At 64.0% G+C, this 20,582-nt stretch carries 17 protein-coding genes; 4 read left to right on the top strand and 13 right to left on the bottom strand.

The window, feature by feature from the left end:
• Window positions 1-16: 16 nt before the first annotated feature.
• From PHD22_RS00210 to PHD22_RS00150, 13 genes are all read right to left on the bottom strand, one after another.
• On the bottom strand, window positions 17-1,066 hold the full coding sequence (locus PHD22_RS00210; protein ID WP_299860511.1) for an NAD(P)-dependent alcohol dehydrogenase: 1,050 nt from the start codon (window positions 1,064-1,066) through the stop codon (window positions 17-19).
• Window positions 1,067-1,144: 78 nt separating this feature from the next.
• A complete protein-coding gene (locus PHD22_RS00205) occupies window positions 1,145-1,588 on the bottom strand; it encodes an SRPBCC family protein (protein ID WP_299860509.1) in 444 nt (147 codons plus the stop codon).
• Window positions 1,589-1,619: 31 nt separating this feature from the next.
• A complete protein-coding gene (locus tag PHD22_RS00200; RefSeq protein WP_299860506.1) occupies window positions 1,620-2,243 on the bottom strand; it encodes a glutathione S-transferase family protein in 624 nt (207 codons plus the stop codon).
• Between the two features lie 16 nt (window positions 2,244-2,259).
• Window positions 2,260-3,018 (bottom strand): SDR family oxidoreductase, encoded by a 759-nt coding sequence (locus PHD22_RS00195; RefSeq protein WP_299860503.1) that lies wholly within the window; start codon window positions 3,016-3,018, stop codon window positions 2,260-2,262.
• A gap of 105 nt (window positions 3,019-3,123) precedes the next feature.
• On the bottom strand, window positions 3,124-3,894 hold the full coding sequence (locus tag PHD22_RS00190) for a ThuA domain-containing protein (RefSeq protein ID WP_299860500.1): 771 nt from the start codon (window positions 3,892-3,894) through the stop codon (window positions 3,124-3,126).
• A gap of 9 nt (window positions 3,895-3,903) precedes the next feature.
• Entirely contained in the window at window positions 3,904-4,443 is a 540-nt protein-coding gene (locus PHD22_RS00185) for a VOC family protein (RefSeq protein WP_299860498.1), read from the bottom strand.
• Window positions 4,444-4,454: 11 nt separating this feature from the next.
• The gene (locus tag PHD22_RS00180; protein ID WP_299860495.1) at window positions 4,455-5,258 is read right to left on the bottom strand and encodes an SDR family oxidoreductase; all 804 of its coding nucleotides are present in this window, start codon (window positions 5,256-5,258) and stop codon (window positions 4,455-4,457) included.
• A 1-nt stretch (window position 5,259) separates the two neighbouring features.
• Window positions 5,260-5,991, bottom strand: coding sequence for an SDR family oxidoreductase (locus PHD22_RS00175; RefSeq protein ID WP_299860492.1), 732 nt, complete (start codon window positions 5,989-5,991; stop codon window positions 5,260-5,262).
• 138 nt (window positions 5,992-6,129) lie between these two features.
• The gene (locus PHD22_RS00170) at window positions 6,130-8,589 is read right to left on the bottom strand and encodes an MMPL family transporter (protein ID WP_299860489.1); all 2,460 of its coding nucleotides are present in this window, start codon (window positions 8,587-8,589) and stop codon (window positions 6,130-6,132) included.
• A 43-nt stretch (window positions 8,590-8,632) separates the two neighbouring features.
• On the bottom strand, window positions 8,633-9,691 hold the full coding sequence (locus tag PHD22_RS00165; RefSeq protein ID WP_299860486.1) for a YCF48-related protein: 1,059 nt from the start codon (window positions 9,689-9,691) through the stop codon (window positions 8,633-8,635).
• Between the two features lie 89 nt (window positions 9,692-9,780).
• Window positions 9,781-11,157 (bottom strand): DUF1329 domain-containing protein, encoded by a 1,377-nt coding sequence (locus tag PHD22_RS00160; protein WP_299860482.1) that lies wholly within the window; start codon window positions 11,155-11,157, stop codon window positions 9,781-9,783.
• Between the two features lie 21 nt (window positions 11,158-11,178).
• A complete protein-coding gene (locus tag PHD22_RS00155; protein ID WP_299860480.1) occupies window positions 11,179-12,804 on the bottom strand; it encodes a DUF1302 domain-containing protein in 1,626 nt (541 codons plus the stop codon).
• Between the two features lie 225 nt (window positions 12,805-13,029).
• Window positions 13,030-13,635, bottom strand: coding sequence for a TetR family transcriptional regulator (locus PHD22_RS00150; RefSeq protein WP_299860478.1), 606 nt, complete (start codon window positions 13,633-13,635; stop codon window positions 13,030-13,032).
• Window positions 13,636-13,743: 108 nt separating this feature from the next.
• Here PHD22_RS00150 and PHD22_RS00145 point away from each other — a divergent pair, with 108 nt between their 5' ends.
• The 4 genes from PHD22_RS00145 (at window position 13,744) to PHD22_RS00130 (ending at window position 20,463) form a co-directional block, all read left to right on the top strand.
• Window positions 13,744-14,958 carry an efflux RND transporter periplasmic adaptor subunit gene (locus PHD22_RS00145; RefSeq protein WP_299860475.1) on the top strand — a complete coding sequence of 405 codons (1,215 nt, stop codon included), beginning with the start codon at window positions 13,744-13,746 and terminating at the stop codon, window positions 14,956-14,958.
• A 14-nt stretch (window positions 14,959-14,972) separates the two neighbouring features.
• Window positions 14,973-18,101, top strand: a complete 3,129-nt coding sequence (locus PHD22_RS00140; protein ID WP_299860472.1) for a multidrug efflux RND transporter permease subunit — start codon at window positions 14,973-14,975, stop codon at window positions 18,099-18,101.
• Window positions 18,098-19,504 carry an efflux transporter outer membrane subunit gene (locus PHD22_RS00135; RefSeq protein WP_299860469.1) on the top strand — a complete coding sequence of 469 codons (1,407 nt, stop codon included), beginning with the start codon at window positions 18,098-18,100 and terminating at the stop codon, window positions 19,502-19,504. The genes PHD22_RS00140 and PHD22_RS00135 overlap by 4 nt, the downstream gene beginning before the upstream one ends.
• Window positions 19,505-19,572: 68 nt before the next feature.
• Window positions 19,573-20,463, top strand: coding sequence for a DMT family transporter (locus tag PHD22_RS00130; protein ID WP_299860467.1), 891 nt, complete (start codon window positions 19,573-19,575; stop codon window positions 20,461-20,463).
• The last annotated feature ends 119 nt before the right edge of the window (window positions 20,464-20,582 follow it).

Below are 20,582 nucleotides of genomic sequence, written 5' to 3'. Positions count from 1 at the left end.
CGTCCGGTAAAACGTCTCAAACCAGGTCCGGGACCAGCACACCCCGCCCGACCACCTTCCCTTCACGCAGATCCTGCAGCACCTGGGGGCCCTGCTCAATGCTGAAATAGCTGGCATCCACATGGATCCGCCCGCTTTGGGCCAGGGCAATCACCTCCATCAGTTCGGCCCGGGAGCCCCACAGGGGCGTGCACACCGAACAGCCGAAGGGCAGGGTCCACTGGGTCAGGGGAATGGTACCGCCGCCGACGCCGACCACCGTCAGCTGGCTGTTGCGCCCGACCAGATGCACCGCCAGATCAAGGGTCGGCTGAATGCCGACGAAATCCAGCACCAGGGCGGCCTTGCGCCGTCCGGTAAATCCGGTGATGGTTTCGATGGCCTCAGGCGCATTGCGGGAGTTGACCACCAGGTCCGCCCCCAGCTGGCGGGCATGCTCGAGTTTGCGGTCGTCCACATCCACCGCCACGATGCGGGCGCCGCAGAGTACCCGCAGCAGTTGTACCGCCATGTGCCCCAGGCCACCCACTCCGATCACCACCGCGGTCGCATCCGGCGTGAGGAGGTGCAGGCCCCGCTTGATGGCGTGGTAGGGTGTCAAGGCGGCATCGGTCAGGGGAGCGGCTTCCCGTGGGGCGAGGGAACCCAGGGGAATCAGCAGGCGCGGGGACGGCACCAGCATGTATTCGGCCATGCCGCCATCGGTACCGATACCACCACCGTTATTGGGCAGGCTCTCCCAGTTCTCACAATACGCTTCCATGGACTGCAGGCAGGCATGACAATGGCCACAGCCCCAGAACCCGAAGACCGCCACCGGATCGCCCTCCTTGAGGCCGGTCACCCCGGCCCCCAGCCGGGCCACCCATCCGGCATTTTCGTGGCCGAGGGTGAACGGACCCTGGAAATGCATTGCCCCGTGATCCAGCACATGGAGGTCCGAGTGGCATACGCCGGCCCCACCGATGCGGACCAGCACCTGCCCTGGACCGGGCTCGGGAATGGCGACTTCCTCAACGACGGGCGGAGCCCCCGGAACGGTAAAACGCACAGCCTTCATGGTCATGAATTCATCCTCGGCAGGGTCACGCCCGCCCAAACATGGTTGCGGGCCCGGATGAATCCGACCCCCAGGGTTGTCAGATCAACGGGTCACTGATGCGCTCAGCCCCTGGAACATCAGCCCGTAGGCCATTCTCAGGAAGGCTTCCGCCTCATCCGGCTGACCGGATTCGGTGGTGAATTCACCCCGGTAATTGAGGCGGCTGCGCCCATCGGGCAGCGCCTCGATATGACCGGTGGCCTGGTAGGAAGCGAGACCGGCCGGGCGCTGGCCGACAATCGACAGCTTGTAGGTCTTGCTGGCGGGATCCTGAAAATCCAGGCGCTCGCTGACCGGCGCGGCAAAACCCTTGTTATAGATGTGGCGGATCAGGCCGATGCCCTCCCCTTCCAGCTCCACCCGCTCGATCTGCACAGCAGGAATGTCCTGCGGCCACCAGCGCTCGATGTGGGCAAAGTCGGCGAGGATGTCCCACAGCTGCTCGGCCGGGGCATCGAAATCGTGGTGTACGGTAATCTGGTGCATGGTGTTTCCTTGTCGTTGTCGAAGGGCCGGTTCAACCCAGCCAGGGCAGGTGGGCAGACGGCCGGGATGCGATTCTCTCCCGCCAGGCAGCCAGACGGAACCCGGCAGGATCGAGCCCTTGCCCCACCTGAGCGCCAAACTCCACGAAGCAGAATAGCAGGAGGTCGGCCACGCTCAGGGCCTCGCCAGTGAGGTAGGGCCGATCACCCAACTGCGCCTCCAGCCAGGCCAGCCCGTCCCGGGCCGTCTGCTTGAGGTCGTCGGCGGCCTGGGGCAGGCAGCGTACCCGATCCTGAAACAGGGGCAGTCCTTCGGCCCCCCGAAAACCCGCGGTCATCGGCTGCACCACCAGCAGGTCCACCCGTCGCCACCACATCCGGGTGATGGCCCGGGCCTCCGGCGTGGCGCCGATCAGCGGCGAGGCCGCGAAACGTTCTTCCAGGTACTCGCAGATCGCCACCGTCTCGGCAATGCGCAGCCCGTCGTCCGTTTCCAGTACCGGCGTGGTGCCGGTGGGGTTGATGGCCTGCCAGGCCGGCTGACGGTTCTCGCCGGCGATGATGTCCACGTTGACCAGCTCGAGGGGGATACCCTTCTCGGCGGCGAACATCTTCACGAGGCGCGGGTTGGGCCCGATGGAGGTGTACAGCTTCATGACCGGCGATCCCTGTTCAGAACTGGACGCGCTTGGTATAGCCGCCATCGATCACCAGGTTGGTGCCGGTGATGTAGGAGGCAGCCGGGCTGGACAGGAAGACCATGGAGCGAGCCACGTCTTCCGGAGCGCCAAAGCGGCCGAGGGGCATGTCGGCGAGGGTCTTGTCGTAAAGCTCGGGCATGGCCTCCTTGATCATCGACCAGTTGCCGCCGGGATAGGCGATGGGGCCGGGACACACCATGTTCACGCGGATCTGCTTCGCCGCCCACAGCTGGGAGAGCTGCTTGCCATAGGTGATGATGGCCGCCTTGATGGCATTGAAGGCCTGGGGATAGATGAAGGTTTCCACCGCCGCAGTGCTGGACATCAGGATCACCGAACCGGTGCCGGACTTCTCCAGGAAGGGCTCCAGGGTCTGGCAGCCGGTAACGGCGCCCATCATGTCGAGGCGGAAGGTCATGTCCCAGTCGGTCGTACCCTGCGCACCGGAGGAGCTGGCGTTGTGAATGAAGATGTCGCAGCCGCCCAGACGCTCGGCAGCGCTGGTGAGCCAGGCCTCGTAGGCGGCGGCGTCGTTCATGTCGAAAGCGTCGCCGAAGACCTTGACGCCATGCTTCTGCAGCTCGGCCACGGTCTGCTCGACACGGGCCTTGTCACGGGAGAAGAAGGCAATGTCACAGCCTTCTGCCGCGTAGATTTCCAGGGCAGCCTTGCCGATACCGCGGCTGCCGCCGTTGATGATGACCTTCTTGCCTTTGAGTCCGAGTTCCATTTTGTCTCTTCCTTGTGTGTGAGTGGGGTGGTGCATTCCTGCGGGAACCGCCGAACGGAGCGAGATGACTGTTCCGCAGGGACGGATTCCTTCATGTCCAGCCGCTTACGCAGCGCTGCGAGCCTTGCCCCAGGCAATGCCCCGGCGCAGCAGTTCGTAAAACACGGGCAGATCCCAGGCGCAGGTCTGTTTCTCGGGCCAGTAGTCCACCAGGGGCTGCATGTCGTAGTGGCCACGGCAGTGACCGAGGGTCAGATAAAGCACTGAACCCTGGCCGATCGGCCGCAGGTAAAGCACCGGATGGCGGGCCCGGCGCCAGGTGCTGCGGGCAAAGCCCGTGCCTTCCCCTTCGAACTCCGTGTCCAGCAGCACTTCGAGCTGGGCGTGGATGTCGGACAGATAGAGTTCATCCACGACCTCGAAGGGCTCGATTCCTTCCACCAGCGGGTGTTTCGGATTCGCCACCTCGACCCGGTAGGGGCCGATGGGAGGGTGGGCAATGAACTGGCTGCCCAGGGTTTCCATGAAGTGGGGTGCCAGGGCTGGCGAATCCACCAGCCCGTTGTCCAGAAAGCGCAGGATCGAGGCCGTGCCATGCAGGGCATACCAGCGCCCTCCTCCGGCTACCCAGGCGCGCAGGGCTTCCTGCTCCTCCAGGCTGGGCACCACGTCGCAGGTGTAGGTGACGAGGAAGTCCGCAGTGCGGAGGGCTTCCAGGTTGGAATAGTCCTCAAACACCCGCACCCGGATCCGCTCGTCCTCGGCCAGCAGCTTGAGCAGCTCCAGACGGGCAAAGTCGATGTCGTGATACTTGCCGGAGGCCACCAGCACGCAGTCGATGCGGCCGGCCTTGGGGAGGGTTGCCTTGTCGCTCATGGCCCCTCCTCAACCCACCGGACGAATGGGATCACTGCCGTCCCACTGACGGGCAGCATCGCGCATCAGATCGAAGAAGGCGTAGTTTTCCTTCGGGAAGCAGATCATTTCGATCAGGCTGCCCGAACCACCACCCGCATCCACATAGATGGCTTCGCCGCCCCCCGGCAGCCACACCTCCTGCATCACCGTGGCACCCGCTTCGGCACATACGGCACGGGCCTCGGCCATGTTGTCCACCACGATGCAGACGTGATGCAGGCCCTCGCGGCCCTCGGCACGCCAGCTCTTGTAGATGGACGGGGCATCGTTGTGCTGCTCGATGATCTCGATCTGCATGTCGCCCCAATAGGCGATGTACACCGAGAAATCGATGCTGGCCGGCTCACCCTTGTACTTGGCCGCATCGACGACGATATTGGACAGCTTGAAGAACGGACCGACTCCCATGGTCTCGGTCCAGTAGCGCAGGGTTGCCTCCACATCGGCGGGCACGAAGGCCAGCTGCATCAGGGTACCGAGGCGGGAAATCAGGGCGTGTTGGCTCATGGTCGTGCTCCTTAGGCGTTGCTGGCGGAGGCCGCCACGATGGCTGCCTGGATCTCTTCGCGGGTCGGGTTGCGGCGCAGGGTGAGGCCGCCATTGATCTGCAGGTTTTCCCCGGTCATGAAACATTCGTCGCTGGCCAGCCACACGGCGGCGGCGGCGATGTCGTCCTTGGTGCCGATGCGCCCCAGGGGATAACCGGACAGGAAGCTGTCGAACAGGCCCGGCACGTCCTTGGCGCCGGCCGTCATCGGGGTTTCGGTGAGGCCCGGGGAGATCGAGTTGGCGCGGATGCCGCGCTCACCGAATTCATGGGCGACACAACGGATCACGTGATCGGTGCCCGCCTTGGTGCCCATGTAGGCGGCATGGTCATTGAGCATGATGGTGGCGGTGGCCGAGCTGATCTGGATGATCGAACCGCCCTTGGCCAGGGTTTCCACGGCCGCCTGACAGAAGTAGAACGGACCCTTGAACTGCAGGTCGGTAATCTGATCCAGCTCTTCCAGGGTGGTTTCGGTGAAGCCCTTCAACAGCCCCCAGCCAGTGGCATTGACCGCAATGTCCACATGGCCGCCCCAGTCCCGCGCAAAGGCGAACAGGGCATTCACCTGATCCTTGCGGGTGATGTCGCACTGGAAAGCGGCCCCGCCGATGCTCTTCGCAAAGCGGTCCAGTTCGTCGAGCTTGCGGCCGGCGACCACGACCCGGGCACCCTCTTCCGTGAAACGGCGGGCGATGACCTGCCCCATGTTGTCCTTGCCGGCGGCACCGAGAACGATTGCCACCTTGCCTTCGAGTTTTTTGCTGGCTGCCATGTCAGGCTCCTCCGCCGATGATGGATGACGCGTTGTCGAGGACGATGTGGGCGCCGCTCATGTGGCGCGACTCGTCCGATGCGAGGAAAAGAACGGTGTTGGCCACATCCTCCGGCTGCCCGAGTCCGGGGAGGGTGTCTGCGCCCACGGCCTTGAGCAGGGGGGTGTTGATCATCCCGGGCAGGATCGCGTTGCAACGCATCCCGTAGCCCTTCTCGCGCATGTGGGCAGCGATGGTGGTCGTCATGGCCAGCACGGCGCCCTTGGCAGCGGCGTAGGTGATCACGCCGGGAAAGCCGCGTACGGCAGACAGGGAAGAGATGTTGATGATCGAACCGCTGGGGCCGCCCGGATTGGCCTTCATGGCCTGGATGCCGTACTTGCAGCCCAGAAAAGTTCCCTCCCCGTGGATGGCGCCGAGCAGGCGGTACTCCTCCAGGGTGGCCGACTCGATGTCGGCAGGAACGACGATGCCGGCGTTATTCACCAGCACGTCGAGGCGGCCAAACCGGCTCACAGCCAGCCCGACGGCCTTGTGCCAGTCGTCCTCGCTGCGGACGTCGTGGCGGATGAAGACGCCATCGACTTCCCGGGCCAGGGCCTGACCGGCCTCTGCATTGAGATCGGTGACCACCACCCGGGCGCCTTCCCGGGCCAGGGCCAGCACATCCGCCTGCCCCAGTCCGGACGCGCCGCCGGTAACCAGCGCAACCTTTCCTTTGACACGTTCCATCTATCAGCCTCCTTTGGCTTGCCTCGCCGCGGGCCGGGAGGCCCGAAAGCAAAACAATCAGTCCTTTTTTTTATAAAAAGCGGACGCCGGGAAAATGGGGACCGCAGCTCACCCCGGCGTCCGTGCGCAACGCTCGTTTCAGTCCTGCAGAGCCTCTTCCGGCAACAGGGCCTTTTCCGCCGGGGTAAGGGTATGGTCCTTGGCCGTCTCACCCTGCAGCAGGAAGTGGGACAGGGCCGGGATCAGGATCAGGGCGCCAAGCATGTTCCACAGGAACATGAAGGTCAGCAGGATGCCCATGTCAGCCTGGAACTTGATCGGTGACCAGGCCCAGGTGATCACGCCGGCAGCCAGGGTCACACCCACCAGGGCCACCACCTTGCCGGTGAAAGCCACCGAGCGCTGGTAAGCCTCGCCCAGGGAGTAGCCCATGCGCTGCTGGGCCAGCTGCACGCTGAGCAGATAGAGGGCGTAATCGACACCGATGCCGACACCCAGCGCCACCACCGGCAGGGTCGCCACCTTGACGCCAATGCCCAGCCAGACCATCAGCGCTTCGGCCAGCACCGAGGTGAGCACCAGGGGCAGCACGGCCACGACGACGGCACGCCAGCTGCGGAAGGTGATCGCACACAGCACGATGACCGAGGCATACACGTAGAGCAGCATGGTCCGGTTGGCTTCACGCACCACGATGTTGGTGGCTGCATCCACCCCGGCGCTGCCGGCGGCGAGCAGGAACTGGCGATCGTCGGTGCTGTTCTTCTCGGCGAACTCGCTGGCGGCCGCCACCACCCGGTCGAGGGTCTCGGCCTTGTGGTCGGACAGGAAGGCCAGCACCGGGATCAGGGAGCACTGGGTGTTCAGGAACTCGGAGTTCCAGCTCATCGCATTGCCGATCTGAGCGTCGATCAGACCCTGGTTGTCACTGACGGTGATCCACTTCGGGTTGCCCTCAAAGCCGCCGGCGGTGTAGTTGCGCACGGTATCACCCAGGGACACGGTCCGCTGCACGCCAGGCACCTGGGCCAGGTGCCAGCTCAGGCGGTCGGTCTCGGTGAGGGTCTCAAAGGAGCGGCAGCTGTCTGCCGGGGTCTTCACCATCACCGCGAACACATCACTGGAGATGCCGTAGTTGGCGGTGATGAAGGCGTTGTCCTGGTTGTAGCGGGAATCCGGCCGCAGCTCGGGGGCGCCCGCATCCAGGTCACCGATCTTCAGATCCTGGGCGACGATGAAGCCGGCAACGCCCATGATGGTGCTGGCGACGATGGCGATGGTGGCCCAGCGACGCTCGGTGAAGTGGTCCAGGCAGGCCCACAGCTTGCCCATCCCGCGGCCCTTGATCTCCTCCGTCTCTTCCTTGAGGCTGCGCTTCGCCGCGGAGGGCGACACCCCCACGTAGGACAGCAGCACCGGCAGCAGGATCAGGTTGGTGGAAATCAGCACCGCCACACCCAGGCTGGCAGTAAGGGCCAGCTCGCGAATCACCGGGATGTCGATGACCATCAGCACCGCAAAACCGACCGCATCGGCCAGCAGGGCGGTCAGACCGGCCAGGAACAGGCGACGGAAGGTATAGCGGGCGGCCACCAGCTTGTGGGTGCCACGGCCCACGTCCTGCATGATGCCGTTCATCTTCTGGGCGCCGTGGCTGATGCCGATGGCGAAGACCAGGAAGGGCACCAGGATCGAGAACGGGTCCATGCCGTACCCAAAGGTGACCACCAGGCCCAGCTGCCAGATCACCGCCACCAGCGAGCAGAACAGCACCAGCAGGGTGCTGCGCATGCAGCGGGTGAAAAAGTAGATGATGATCGTTGCGATGACTGCGGCAACCAGGAAGAAGGCCATGACCTTCTCGAGACCGTCAATCAGGTCACCGGCCAGCTTGGCAAAACCAATCACATAAATGTTGACCTTGGCATCCGGGCCGCTGGCGTACTTGGCGCGGATCTCCTCCAGGGAGCGGGACAGGTCATCGTAGTTGATCGGCTTGCCATCCCCGTCGGCGGCCAGCAGGGGAATCTGGATCATGCTCGACTGGTAGTTGTTGCCCACCAGGCTGCCCACCACACCCGCGCGACCGATGTTGATGCGCAGATCCTCGATGGACTTGGCCGAGCCGTCGTAGTCGTTGGGCAGCACCGGGCCACCGGTGAAGCCCTCCTCGGTCACTTCGACCCAACGCACCACCGGGGTGAAGATGGATTTCATCCAGGCCCGGTCGACGCCCTTCAGCAGGAAGATCTCGTCATTGATCTTGGCGAGGGTCTCCAGGTAGTCGGCGTTGAAGATGTCGCCCTTCGGGTTCTCGACGACGACCCGGACCGAATCGCCCAGACCGCGGAGCTGCTCCCGGTTCTCCAGGTAGTTGGTGATGTAGGGATGTCCGTGGGGCAGCATCTTGTCGAAGCTGGCATTCACGGTCATCTCGCGCATCTGGAAAGCGAAGAAGATGGTGATGAAAAGACAACCGATCACCAGCAGCAAGCGGTTGTTGAAAATGAGACGTTCAAGCAGGCTGCCGGAGCGTTCATCGAAATCCTTGGGATCCGAGATCACCGCCATCTGCTGGTTGTTCTGACTAAGGTCCATGGCACTCACACTCTGTTGGTCAGGAGAGGCAACTCACGCCGGCTCACTGGATGGACTCGAGGCGCACACCTTCGGCACCGACGAGGACGATCCGCTTGTCCTTCGTGGGGGCAACACCGAAGTACGCCATCGGACGACTGGTCTTGATGGGCTGGAAGCTTTTGCCGCCGTCCCGGCTGAGGGTTACGGCACCGGCCTGGGTGATCAGCAGCACTTCACCACCAGGCAGCACGCTGCCGCCGGTGATTCCGGACGGCGTGCCCAGGGAGGCCTTTTCCCAGGTCCGCCCCTGATCACCGCTGCGATAGAGGCTGCCACGCATGCCAAAGGCAATGACGGTGTTTGCATCCGGAACGACCAGCCCGAAGAGGGTGCCGTTATAGGGTGTCGCCGCCAGCACGAAACGTTGCTGGGCAGCGTCGTAGCGCCAGACCGCCCCCTGCTCGCCCGTCAGGTAGAGGCTGCCGTCCCGCCCGCGGATGCTGTAGAAGTGGAGCTCGCCCGGGTTCTCGGTACGCTCCATCCACGGGGTCCAGGTCTTGCCACCGTCCTCGGTGCGGAACAGCCGGTTGAAGGTTCCCACCACGTATCCCGTGCTCTCGCTCTCGAAATACACATCCAGGAAGGGCTGGGTTCCCCCGCCGGCCTTGAGGCTCTGCTCACGCTCCACGAGGACGGCTGCATTCGGGTGGCTGGAGGCCTGGTAGTGCTTGATGGCCAGTTCGGCGGCCTGGACACCGTCGAGCTGACGGGCCCAGGTAGCACCACCATCCGTCGTGTTGAGCACCACGCCACCGTGCCCCACCGCCCAGCCCTTCTTGTCGGACGGGAAACTGACTGCGACCAGGTCCACCTGAGTGGGCACGGCAGCCTGCTTCCAGCTGGCACCCGCATCGTCGGAGTAGATGATCAGGCCGCGCAGGCCTACGGCGACCAGCCGCGAACCTGCAGTGGCAGCGCCCAGCAGGGCACTGGTGGCACCCAGACGGGTCTGGATCGCCGGTGAGTGGATGGGATTTTCAAAGGCAAGGGCGGACCCTGCCGGGGTGATACTTGCCATCAGCAGGGCCGTGACGACTCCTGCCATTTTTTTTATAGGCATGCTGTTCTCCTTCCTCCGATTGGATTCACCGGCGAAGGCCGGCACAGGGCGGATACCCGGAACCGGGTATCCGCAGGACGTCATCCTGCTTAGCGGATGCCGCCGCCCGCCAGGGCTTCAGAGCTGAAGAAATTGTTGGGCTTGGGTTCGGTGATCACCCAGCCGCCGGTGTCCGTCACGTTCTGCTGACGGGCATAGTTGCCAGTGGCCAGGTCAGACGTAACCCATTCGTCGGTGCTGTGTCCCGGAGCCTCATAGAAGGCGATGGGCAGGGTATGGGTTACCCGATAGATCTGGCCGGCAGAATCGTAGCCTTCACCAAGGCCCATGCCCGGCATGTCTTCATCCCAGTACATCACGCGACGAGGATAGACGTGACGCTTGCCTTCCTTGAGGGTGGCTTCAACCACCCAGACCCGGTGCAATTCCCAACGCACGCAATCGGGGTTCATGAAGTTCTTGGTCTTGAAGGACACGGAGTTGGGGCACTGCTTGGGATCCCGCGCCTTGTAGGTGTTGTAGGGGATGTACAACTCCTTTTTACCCAGCAACTTGAAGTTGTAGCGGTCCAGGGCACCGTAGAAGACCGCTGCCTCATCCACCGTACCGGCGCCACCGCCGGTGGGGCTGGGCGTATCGTAGGCGATGTCCGGCGACAGCTTCACGCGGCGCTGGCCAGGGAGGTAAGACCAGGCACGGCGACCGATATTCACCATGTCGATGGAGTCATGCACGACCAGCTTCTCACCCGCCTTGCGGGCCGGGTCATGGTAGTCCACACGGATCTTCTCGTAGGGTTCGTCCGCAGTGATCGGGGTGGTGCGCTTGGGATCGAAGATCGGGTACTGAATGTACATGGTCCCGATACCGGTGGTCGTCTGGTTACCCTGGGTATCCACCACCGTGCCGGTCATGCCCTCGGACATGAGCGCAAAACCGTCGAACTTGAACAGGCGGTTCCACATCACCTCGTTGCCGGTCTTGGGAATCGGGAACGGGATGCCCGCATAACAGCCCTCCAGCTGCAGGCCATTGTTGATGGTCTTGCAGGCGGTCGCATTCTTCAGGCTGTTATCCAGGTAGTACTTGGGATAATGGGCGGTGCGGTGGGTCTGATAAACGTCGATGCGGTAGTTGGGGTACTTCTTCATCATCGCCTTGGTGCCATCGGCGAGCTTGTCCGCGTACTTGTCCATGTTCTTCGCGTCGATGGAGAACAGGGGCTTCTCGTTGGCGAAAGGATCAGGACGGTACTTGGGGTTTTTCGGATCGTAACTGGCGGGCACCTTGGCCGGGCCGGTGTAGGCCGGGATCGTGCCTTCCTTGTTGCCGGCCTTTTCGGCGCCCCAGGGCAACAGGGTTGACCCCAACTGCTTGGCCTCATCGGCAGTTACGGCAGCGAGGGCGGAAAGGGAAAAGGTCGAGGCGACAGCCACTGCGACCAGGGTGCGAACGTTGTTTTTCATGCCTTATCTCCTGCCGGATGCTTAGAAGGTGGTCTTGAACGTGAAGGACAGCCAGTTGCGGTCATTGGTATAACCGTTGCCGTTGGCAACCGCGACCGTGTTGGTCAGCGGATCCCGCACGTAATTGCCGAAGTAGTTGGTGTAGGCCAGATCGAACTTGTACTTGGCCTTGTAATCCGCACCAACCCCGATGCTCCAGGTGCCGCTGTTCTCGTTACCGCCAAAAGGCACCGGAGAGTTGCCCTTCAGGCCAATGTCGTAGTGGATCGGAAGGGTGATATCCACGCTGGGCAGGGCCTGGAACCAGGTCGGGGTGAAGGTGGCGGAGATGCCGTAAGCAGAATCGGTGGCACAGCCATCCATCTTGTTACCCAAACAAGCAGGATTGTGTTTTTCGTGATTGAAAACACTCTGGGTGCTGCGGTCGGCATTGGCCAGCCGGCTGTAGGAGAACTCCGCCGACAGGGTGGCGGAATCAAACAGGGGAGTCTTGCCCACATAGGCCAGCGCATTGAGCAGACCGTGCCAAGTGGAGCCGCGGGCGATCTGGCTGGCCCCGGACTGGGTGGCCAGCGCGCCATTGTCCCGCCGCACGATTTCGGCACCGAAGGCAATCCCGGCGAGCTGCTTGGAGACACTCACGCCCCACAGGCGGACATCCTCCGCGTAGGCGTTGTACAAGCCTGACGAGCCAGCGAGGATGGTCGGGATCTTGTCGTCAAACTGGCGGTAGTAAAGGCCAATGGTGGCCTGAGCCCATTCCGGAGTGATCTTGGTATTGATGCCCCAGCTGCCCCGATTGCCCGGCTTCTTGTCATGCCGGTTCCCCAGGTAGGGGACATTGCCGGGCAGGACGGTGCCGCCGGCGAAGGGGAAGTCGAAGCCGGCCAGATAGGTACCGCCTTCAGGCAGACGGTAAGGCGCCCACTCCAGGAAGTACTGGGCGGCCACCGAGACGGTGTCGTTGAGCTGGGCCTGGGCCGACAGCTGGTTGAGGGGGAGGAACAATTCCTTCGCCTCAATGCCCGGCGTCGCCAGCGCTTTGCGGAAATCCACCGGCCCCTGGGAGTAGGAGACACCGTGAATCGGCGAGAACAGGGATTCACCCCAGTAGTTGGTGTGCCGACCGAACTTCACGTTGATGGGCACATCCGCCACGTCGAGCCGGCCGAAGATGAAGGCATCGAGCAATTCACCGGAACGGGAGTAATAGCGCTTGACCGTATCGGAGTAACGTCCACCAGGATAGAAGTTGTGACCGCCGACGATGTTGTTCGGATTGGTCTCTTCCTTGTCGTTGTAGGCAGCGTCATACCAGGCCATGCCGGAGATGCGGGCACCAAAGCGCTGCTTGATGACCACGTCCAGCTCGGAGAGCACGTCCACCCGGTTGGTGACGATGTCACCCTTGCTGAACTTGTGGTTGCCCGAACTGTACGTGGCACTGTTGTGCAGGGCGGAATCCCGCTCCTGCATCCGCATACCGACGTTGTACTTTACGGTATTGTCCCAGCGGACCTCGATATCCGGATCGCCGGTCTCGATCTTGAACGCAGATGCATTGCCTGCAGCCAGGGCCGCCAGGGCGGCGGCAACGACCACGACCGAGCGGCGGGCACGGCCTTCCGGTGCTGATTGTTTGTTCACTCTTTAACTCCTCCGGTGTATTGCGTCTGAGGTCACCGGTCACACCACCCTCCCGGCTCCCACTCTTTTTTGCAGCCTACGTAAAAAACCGTCTAGCTCGTTTTTTTTGCAAGATTACTCGGAAACTTTGAGGCTGCCAAGCACCTGTTTTTCAAATTTTCAGATCCGGAGAGAATCCGCTGAAATGCTGCTCTGCACAAAACGATGCAGTGGGCGATCCCGCCGTCAGGCACGCCTCAGGGCAATGTGGGTCCGGATCAAGCTCATCGCATCAGTCCGGAAACATTCATCGGGACGAGCTGCCAGCCAGTGCTTGACGAGCCCTCCCACAAAAAGAAAGGTATCGCGGGCAAGCTCATCGGGAGCGGGCGCCGAGCGCACCAGACCCTTTTCGTGGGCCCTCCGGTAGGCATCCGCCAGCTTCACCAGGAAGTCCAGCTGCCCGGAGGTACAGTGCATCATCGGACTGAACTCTCCCACGTATTCGCATTTGAATATGACGATCTCGAGGGTCTCCCGGGTGTGATCCTGGTCGGTCAGCACATGAATGATCTCCCGCAGGGCGGTCTCGATGCCCAGCAGCGGGTCTTCATCCCCCTCGTTGAACAGCACCCGGTCCACAAAGGGCAGGATGGCCTGGTCGCGCATCGCGAAGAACAGCTCGGTCTTGTTGCGAAAGTGCCAATACACCGCCCCGCGGGTCACCCCGGCAGCCACCGCGATCTTCTCCAGGGTGGTGTGACTGACCCCGCACTCGAGGAACACCCTGCGTGCGGCATCAATGATGTGACGCCGCGTGACCTCCGCGTCTTCCTTAGTCCTGCGAACCATTTGACATAAATCCAATCAGAGAAAATCCGGCAAAAAACTTTACATACGTTCATGAATGTATAAACTATGCCCCAACAACCTCTAAAAATCCAGCCCCGGAGGCCACCCGTGATTGTGCATCGCCCCCCTCAACCCCATTCCCTGCGGGCATCCCTGCCGGCGCTCGTGCTTGCCGCCACCGTACTTTCCGCCTGTTCCGGCAAGGATCAGCAGGCAGGCGGCCCCCCCCCCATGCAGGCCATGCCCGTCACCGTCCTCGAGATGCAACCCACCCGGGTGGCCACCAGCGTCGAGGCAGTCGCCCAGACCGAGGGCGCACGCGAGGTAGAGATCCGGGCCCGGGTTGGCGGCATCGTGATCAAGCGCCTTTATGACGAAGGCGCGGCCGTCAAGGCCGGCCAGCCCCTGTTCCAGCTGGACCGGGCCCCCTTCGAGGTGGCCGTAGCCCAGGCCCGAGCCAATCTGGCCCAGTCCAGGGCACGGGGCGAACAAGCCGAGCGGGAAGCCGCACGCCTCAAGGGCCTGCTTGCCGAGCAGGCCATCAGCCAGCGGGAGTACGACACGGCCGCCTCCGACAAGACCGCCGCCGTGGCGGCGGTACAGGCCGCCGATGCCGCCCTGCGTCAGGCGGAACTGAATCTCCAGTGGTCCACCGTTACTGCCCCGGTGGCGGGCACCACCGGCCGTGCAGCCATTTCCGAAGGCAACCTGGTCAGTGTCAATGGCCTGGTGACCACCGTGGTCCAGCTCAACCCGATGTGGGTGCGCTTCAGCCTCTCGGATGCAGAACTCAACGCTGCCACCCCTGACGGCCGCTTCAAGCCGAATAAGGTCCGCGGGGTCGAACTGATCCTCCCCGACGGCAGTACCTACCCGATTCGCGGCAAGCTCAACTTCTCCGCCAGCCAGGTCAGCCCGACCCTGGGTACGGTGCAACTGCGCGCCGAATTCGCCAACCCCGACGGCGCCCTGCTCCCCGGCCAGTTCGTGCGGGCACGCCTGCTCACCGGCGAGCGGGATGGCGTATTCAAGGTTCCTCAGCAGGCGGTCATGCAGACGGACAGGGGTGCCATGGTGATGCTGGCCAGCGCTGACAACAAGGTCGAGCCGCGGCCGGTCAAGACCGGCCCCTGGGCGGGATCCGACTGGGTGATCCTGGACGGACTGAAGGCGGGTGACAAGGTCATCATCGACAACCTGATCAAGGCACGCCCGGGCGCTCCGGTCGCCCCCCATGCTCCGGGTGAAGGCCCTGGTGCCAAGGCCGCAGCCCCCGGTGGCGCACCTGCGGGCAAGCCCGCCACCGATGCGGCCAAGGGTTAAGGAGACCGCCCCTCATGTCACGCTTCTTCATCAGCCGACCGATCTTCGCATCGGTCATCTCCATCGTCATCGTGATCGCCGGCCTGATGGCCTCCCTCACGCTGCCGGTGGCCCAATATCCCGAGATCACCCCCCCTACGGTGATCATCTCCGCATCCTTCCCGGGCGCCAACGCGGAAACCCTGTCCAGGGCCGTGGCTGCACCCATCGAGGAGCAGCTGTCGGGCGTTGAAGGCCTGCTCTATTACAACTCCCAGAGCACCTCCAGCGGTACGGTCAGCATCACCGCCACCTTTCAGGTGGGCACCAACCCGGATACGGCGCTCATCGCCGTGAACAACCGGGTCAAGGTGGCCGAACCGCGGCTGCCCGACGACGTGCGGCGCACCGGCGTGACGGTGCAGAAACGCTCCAACAACATCCTGATGCTGGCGGCCTTCCGCTCGCCGGACAAGACCTTCGACGCGCTCTACCTGGCGAACTACGTCAACCTCAACATCATCGAGGAGATCCGTCGTATCCCCGGTGTCGGTGACGCCCAGCAGTTCGATCCCCTGTACGCCATGCGTGTGTGGCTCAAGCCGGACGTGATGGCCAAACTTGGCATCACGACGTCCGACGTGGCCACCGCAATCCGGGTCCAGAACGCCCAGAACGCGGCAGGCAAGATCGGTGCGGAACCGGTGATCAATGGTCAGCAGCTGACCTACACCGTCACGGCCAAAGGGCGCCTGCTGACCCCGGAAGAGTTCGGCAACATCGTGCTGCGAGCCGAGGGCCCCAACGGTGTGGTCCGCCTGAAAGACGTGGCCCGTGTCGAACTCGGCGCCGACAACTACGACCGCAGCGCCCGGGTGAATGGAGCACCGGTATCAGGCATGGGGGTGTATCTTCAGTCGGGTGCCAACGCCCTCCAGACCGCCGAGAACGTACGGGCCCGCCTGGACGAGATGTCGAAGCAGTTCCCCAAGGGCATGGAATACCTGGTGCCCTACGACACCACCCGCTTCATCCAGGAGTCTGCCAAGGAGGTAACCCAAACCCTCATCGAAGCGGCGATCCTGGTGATCGCAGTGGTCTACCTGTTCCTTCAGAACTGGCGTGCCACCCTGATCCCCATCGTGGCGGTACCGGTTTCCCTGATCGGCACCCTGGCCGGCATGTGGCTGTTCGGCTTCTCCATCAACACCCTGACCCTGTTCGCCATGGTGCTGGCGATCGGGATCGTGGTGGATGATGCCATCGTGGTGCTGGAGAACGTCGAGCGCCTGATGAACGAGGAGAAGATGGCCCCCAAGGCGGCCGCCATCGAGGCCATGCGCGAAGTCTCCGGTGCCGTCGTGGCCATTGTCCTGGTGCTCTGCGCGGTGTTCATCCCGGTAGCCTTCCTCGGCGGCATCGCCGGCGTGCTGTACAAGCAGTTCGCGGTCACCGTGGCCGTCGCCGTGGTGATCTCGGGGATCGTCGCCCTGACCCTGACCCCGGCCCTGTGCGCACTGCTGCTCAAGCCGACCCACGAGGAGAAGCCCCTCTTCAAGCCCTTCAACCGGCTGTTCGAGCGCTTCACCCGCAGCTACACCAACACGGTCGGCCTGACCCTGCGCCACGGCATCATTGGTGCCCTGGTGTTCGGTCTGACCATCGTCGCCGCTGCCGGCCTGCTGCGCATCGTGCCGGGCAGCTTCGTGCCCGCCGAAGACCAGGGCTTCCTGTTCGGCTTCGTCACCCTGACCGACGGGGCCTCCGCGGAACGGACCGGCCAGGCTGCCGAGCAGATGCGCCAGCGCATCACCACGCCGGACATCGAGAACATCTTCTTCATCAACGGCGTGGACTTCATCACTGGCAACAACCGGGCCAGCGTGGCAACCACCTTCATCGTCTTCAAGCCCTGGGATCAGCGCACCGTGAACACCGGCGAAATGGCTGGCCAGTTCATGGGCGCGGGCATGACCCTGCCCGATGGCATGGGGCTGGTGTTCAATCCACCCCCGATCCAGGGCCTGGGCACCGCCGGCGGCTTCGAAGTCTATGTGCAGAACCGGGCTGACGGTGACCCTCGCAGCCTGGCCGCGGTCAATGCCCAGTTCCTCGAGGCCCTCAAGCAGCGCCCGGAGCTGACCGGCATCAACAGCTTCTTCCGTGTCACCGCGCCCCAGCTGTTTGTGGAGGTGGACGAGCAGAAGGCCATGTCGATGGGGATCTCCCTGGATTCGGTGTATTCCACCCTGCAGGCCTCCACCGGCACCCTGTACGTGAATGACTTCAACCGCAGCGGCAAGACCTACAAGGTCCAGATCTCCGCCGATGCGGCCTACCGGATGAAGCCGGAAGACCTGCTCAAGCCCTATGTACGCAGTGCCAGCGGTCAGATGGTGCCCCTGTCCGCAATTGCCACCGTCAAGTCCGTCACCGGTGCCGAAATGGTGGAGCGCTTCAACGGCTTCGTGGCCGCCAAGGTGCTGGGCAACTCGGCGCCGGGCTACAGTTCCGGCGACGCCATCAAGGCCGTCGAGGAAGTGGCGGCCACCGCCCTGCCCGAAGGCTATCGCATCGAGTGGGTAGGCCAGGCCTTCCAGGAAAAACGCACGGGCAGTGCCTCCGTGATTGCCTTCGTGTTCGGCATCATCATGGTGTTCCTGATCCTGGCGGCCCAGTACGAGAAGTGGTCCCTGCCCCTGGCGGTGATCATGGCCGTCCCCTTCGCCATGCTCGGTGCCCTGGTCGCCGTGCTGATGCGCAGCATGCCCAATGACATCTACTTCCAGATCGGCCTGGTGGTGCTGGTGGGTCTGGCTGCCAAGAACGCGATCCTCATCGTGGAGTTTGCCGCCCAGAAGCAGGCCGAAGGCATGAGCGTGGTGGACGCCGCAATGGAAGCGGCCCGCCTGCGCTTCCGGCCCATCGTGATGACCTCCCTGGCCTTCATCCTGGGGGTGATCCCGCTGGCCATCTCCAGTGGCGCTGGCGCCGCCGCCCGCCGGTCCATGGGCACCGGCGTGGTGGGGGGCATGCTGGCAGCCACCTTCATCGCCACCATCTTCGTACCCCTGTTCTTCAAGTGGCTCAGCCGCGGCAAGGCCCTTCATCCCGCCGGAGACCTGCCCAACAACCATTCCACCCACGGGGAGGTGAAGCCGTGATCCGCTCCCGACTGACACACCTGGCACTCGCCATCCCCCTCACCCTGGCCGGCTGCGCCCTCGGCCCCGACTATAGCCGGCCAACCGCCGCACTGGCCCTTCCGGACAGCTACGGTGCCGCCACGACCGCGACGCCAGCCGAGGCACCGGCCCTCAGCAGCCGCTGGTGGACCCTGTTCGGAGACCACCAGCTGGACCAGCTGGTGGACCAGGCCCTGACCAGCAGCCCTGACGCCCGCAGCGCCGCCGCCCGCATCGAAGAAGCCGACGCGGTACTGCGCCAGGTAGACGCAGCCCTGCTCCCCCAGGTGGATGCCAGCGCCGGCGTGAGCCGGGCCCGCACGATCCTGCCCACCAGCATCGAACCGACCGGCCTGCTCCGCAACATCAACCGGATCGGCCTGTCCACGTCCTTCGAGCTGGATGTGTGGGGCAAGCTGCGGCGGGCTTCAGAGGGCGCCCGGGCCCAGGCCCTGGGGACCCGTTACACCAGCGAAACGGTGGCCCTGAGTCTGGCCGCCAGCGTCAGCCAGGCCTACCTGAATCTGCGTGCTATCGACGCCCAGCTCCTGGCCACGCGGGACACGGTGAGCAGCCAGACCGAAAGCGCCCGCCTGACCCAGGCCCGTTTCAAGGGTGGCATCGCCTCCCAGCTCGACGTGGAGCAGGCCGAAGGCGCCCTGGCCAGCTACACCGCCGCCCTCGCCCAACTGGAAAAAAGCCGCGGTCTGGCCGAAAACCTGCTTGGCCTGCTGGTCGGGCAACCCGGCCTGAAGCTGGCCCCGGGCGACCTGAAGACGCTTCCAGTACCGCCGGTGCCGCCAGCCGGGCTGCCTTCCAGCCTGCTGGAAAGCCGACCCGACCTGCGCAAGGCCGAGACCGACCTGATTGCAGCCAACGCCCGGATCGGTGTCGCCAAGGCGGCCCTCTTCCCGAGCCTGACCCTCACCGGCAGCTTTGGCCGGGAAAGCCGCGAGCTGTCGGACCTGTTCAGCGGCAACGCCGCCGTGTGGTCCGTCGGCGCCGGACTGACCCAGCCGATTTTTGAAGGGGGGCGTCTGCGCGCCCAGGTGGATGCGGTCACCGCCCAACAGAAGCAGACCCTGGAAAGCTACCGCAAATCGGTCCAGACCGCCTTCAAGGAGGTCAACGACGCCCTCATCAGCGTGCGCCAGAATGGGGAAGCCGAAGACGCCCTGTCCCGGGCCATGAGCGCTGCCCAGCGCGGTCTCCAGCTGGCCAGGGCGCGCTATGACAGCGGTTATTCGCCCTACCTGGACGTCCTCACGGCACAGCGCACCGCCAACGAAGCCACCCTGGCCTGGGTCCAGAACCGCCAGGCCCGGCTGGGTGCCACCGTGGATCTCTTCAAGGCCCTGGGCGGAGGCTGGAAAGGCAGCTGACCGGCCTTCAGTCCATCCCAAGCCAGGCCCCCCGGGCCTGGCTTTTTTTCTTTCCTCCGGACGTCGCGATGCCGCACCCCTCGCCCCACAGTCTCAAAGCCGATCTACTCCTGGCCTTCTCCACCCTGCTTGCAGCCGCCGGCTGGTTGTTCTCGAAGGAGGCCCTCGCAGGCCTGCCGCCCCTGCTCTTCATGGGCCTGCGCTTCCTGGCCGCCGGCAGCCTGTTATGCCTGGCCGCCCGGAAACCCCTCCGGCAGCTGGGGTGGCAGGGCATCGGGCACGGCCTTCGGGTCGGCGCCCTGTTTACCCTGGCCATCGGCCTGTGGATCCTCGGCCTTGCCCACTCCAGCCACATGGGTGAAGGCGCCTTCATCACCAGCCTGGGGGTCGTCCTGGTACCCGTCTATGCCCGCATCTTCTTTGGTGACCGGCCTCCCGTGAGCACCTGGCTGGCCCTGCCGGTAGCCCTCACCGGCTTCGCTCTCCTGGCCTTGCAGCACGGCTTCAAGGTGGAGGCCGGCCAGGTTCTGTTCTTTGCCTCCGCGCTGGTCTTTGCCCTGCTCTTCAACGTGAACTCCCGCGTGGTCCGCCAGGTACCCGTGCTGGCCCTCAGCGCCTTGCAGGTCATCATGGTGGGCATCGTGCTGCTACCCGTTTCGGCACTCACCGAAAGGTGGCCCGAAGAGATTTCGACCCCCATCCTGGGCTGGCTGATGGCCAGTGCGCTGATCGCGACGACCGCTCGCTTCCTGTGTCAGCTCTATGGCCAGAGCCTCACCACCCCCAGCCATGCTGCACTCATCCTGATGCTGGAGCCGATGCTCACCGCCATCGCTGCCGCCCTGTGGTATGGCGAAACCATGAGCACGCAGCAGGTCGCCGGCTGCAGCCTGATCTTCGTGGCCCTGATCATGAGCCGCTGGACATGGATCAGGGCCTTGCTAAAAGGCGCTGGCTGAACCCCTCGATATGCCATCAGGGCGCTATCAGTTGCCTGGAGACTCCCCTATGATGAGGACCTTTCACCCGGACAGGCACGCGGTCCCTGGCTGAACACCAGCCCCCCGGGACACTCAAC

Source organism: Zoogloea sp., assembly GCF_028693495.1.
GTDB lineage: Bacteria > Pseudomonadota > Gammaproteobacteria > Burkholderiales > Rhodocyclaceae > Zoogloea.
Note: the sequence above shows the minus strand (reverse complement) of the source record. Positions and strands in the feature narration are given on the sequence as shown.

What these genes read in the sequence shown, in the direction of transcription:
- PHD22_RS00210 (WP_299860511.1), bottom strand. Translation starts at nt 1,066, where the DNA reads ATGACCATGAAGGCTGTGCGTTTTACCGTTCCGGGGGCTCCGCCCGTC.
- PHD22_RS00205 (WP_299860509.1), bottom strand. Translation starts at nt 1,588, where the DNA reads ATGCACCAGATTACCGTACACCACGATTTCGATGCCCCGGCCGAGCAG.
- PHD22_RS00200 (WP_299860506.1), bottom strand. Translation starts at nt 2,243, where the DNA reads ATGAAGCTGTACACCTCCATCGGGCCCAACCCGCGCCTCGTGAAGATG.
- PHD22_RS00195 (WP_299860503.1), bottom strand. Translation starts at nt 3,018, where the DNA reads ATGGAACTCGGACTCAAAGGCAAGAAGGTCATCATCAACGGCGGCAGC.
- PHD22_RS00190 (WP_299860500.1), bottom strand. Translation starts at nt 3,894, where the DNA reads ATGAGCGACAAGGCAACCCTCCCCAAGGCCGGCCGCATCGACTGCGTG.
- PHD22_RS00185 (WP_299860498.1), bottom strand. Translation starts at nt 4,443, where the DNA reads ATGAGCCAACACGCCCTGATTTCCCGCCTCGGTACCCTGATGCAGCTG.
- PHD22_RS00180 (WP_299860495.1), bottom strand. Translation starts at nt 5,258, where the DNA reads ATGGCAGCCAGCAAAAAACTCGAAGGCAAGGTGGCAATCGTTCTCGGT.
- PHD22_RS00175 (WP_299860492.1), bottom strand. Translation starts at nt 5,991, where the DNA reads ATGGAACGTGTCAAAGGAAAGGTTGCGCTGGTTACCGGCGGCGCGTCC.
- PHD22_RS00170 (WP_299860489.1), bottom strand. Translation starts at nt 8,589, where the DNA reads ATGGACCTTAGTCAGAACAACCAGCAGATGGCGGTGATCTCGGATCCC.
- PHD22_RS00165 (WP_299860486.1), bottom strand. Translation starts at nt 9,691, where the DNA reads ATGCCTATAAAAAAAATGGCAGGAGTCGTCACGGCCCTGCTGATGGCA.
- PHD22_RS00160 (WP_299860482.1), bottom strand. Translation starts at nt 11,157, where the DNA reads ATGAAAAACAACGTTCGCACCCTGGTCGCAGTGGCTGTCGCCTCGACC.
- PHD22_RS00150 (WP_299860478.1), bottom strand. Translation starts at nt 13,635, where the DNA reads ATGGTTCGCAGGACTAAGGAAGACGCGGAGGTCACGCGGCGTCACATC.
- PHD22_RS00140 (WP_299860472.1), top strand. Translation starts at nt 14,973, where the DNA reads ATGTCACGCTTCTTCATCAGCCGACCGATCTTCGCATCGGTCATCTCC.
- PHD22_RS00130 (WP_299860467.1), top strand. Translation starts at nt 19,573, where the DNA reads ATGCCGCACCCCTCGCCCCACAGTCTCAAAGCCGATCTACTCCTGGCC.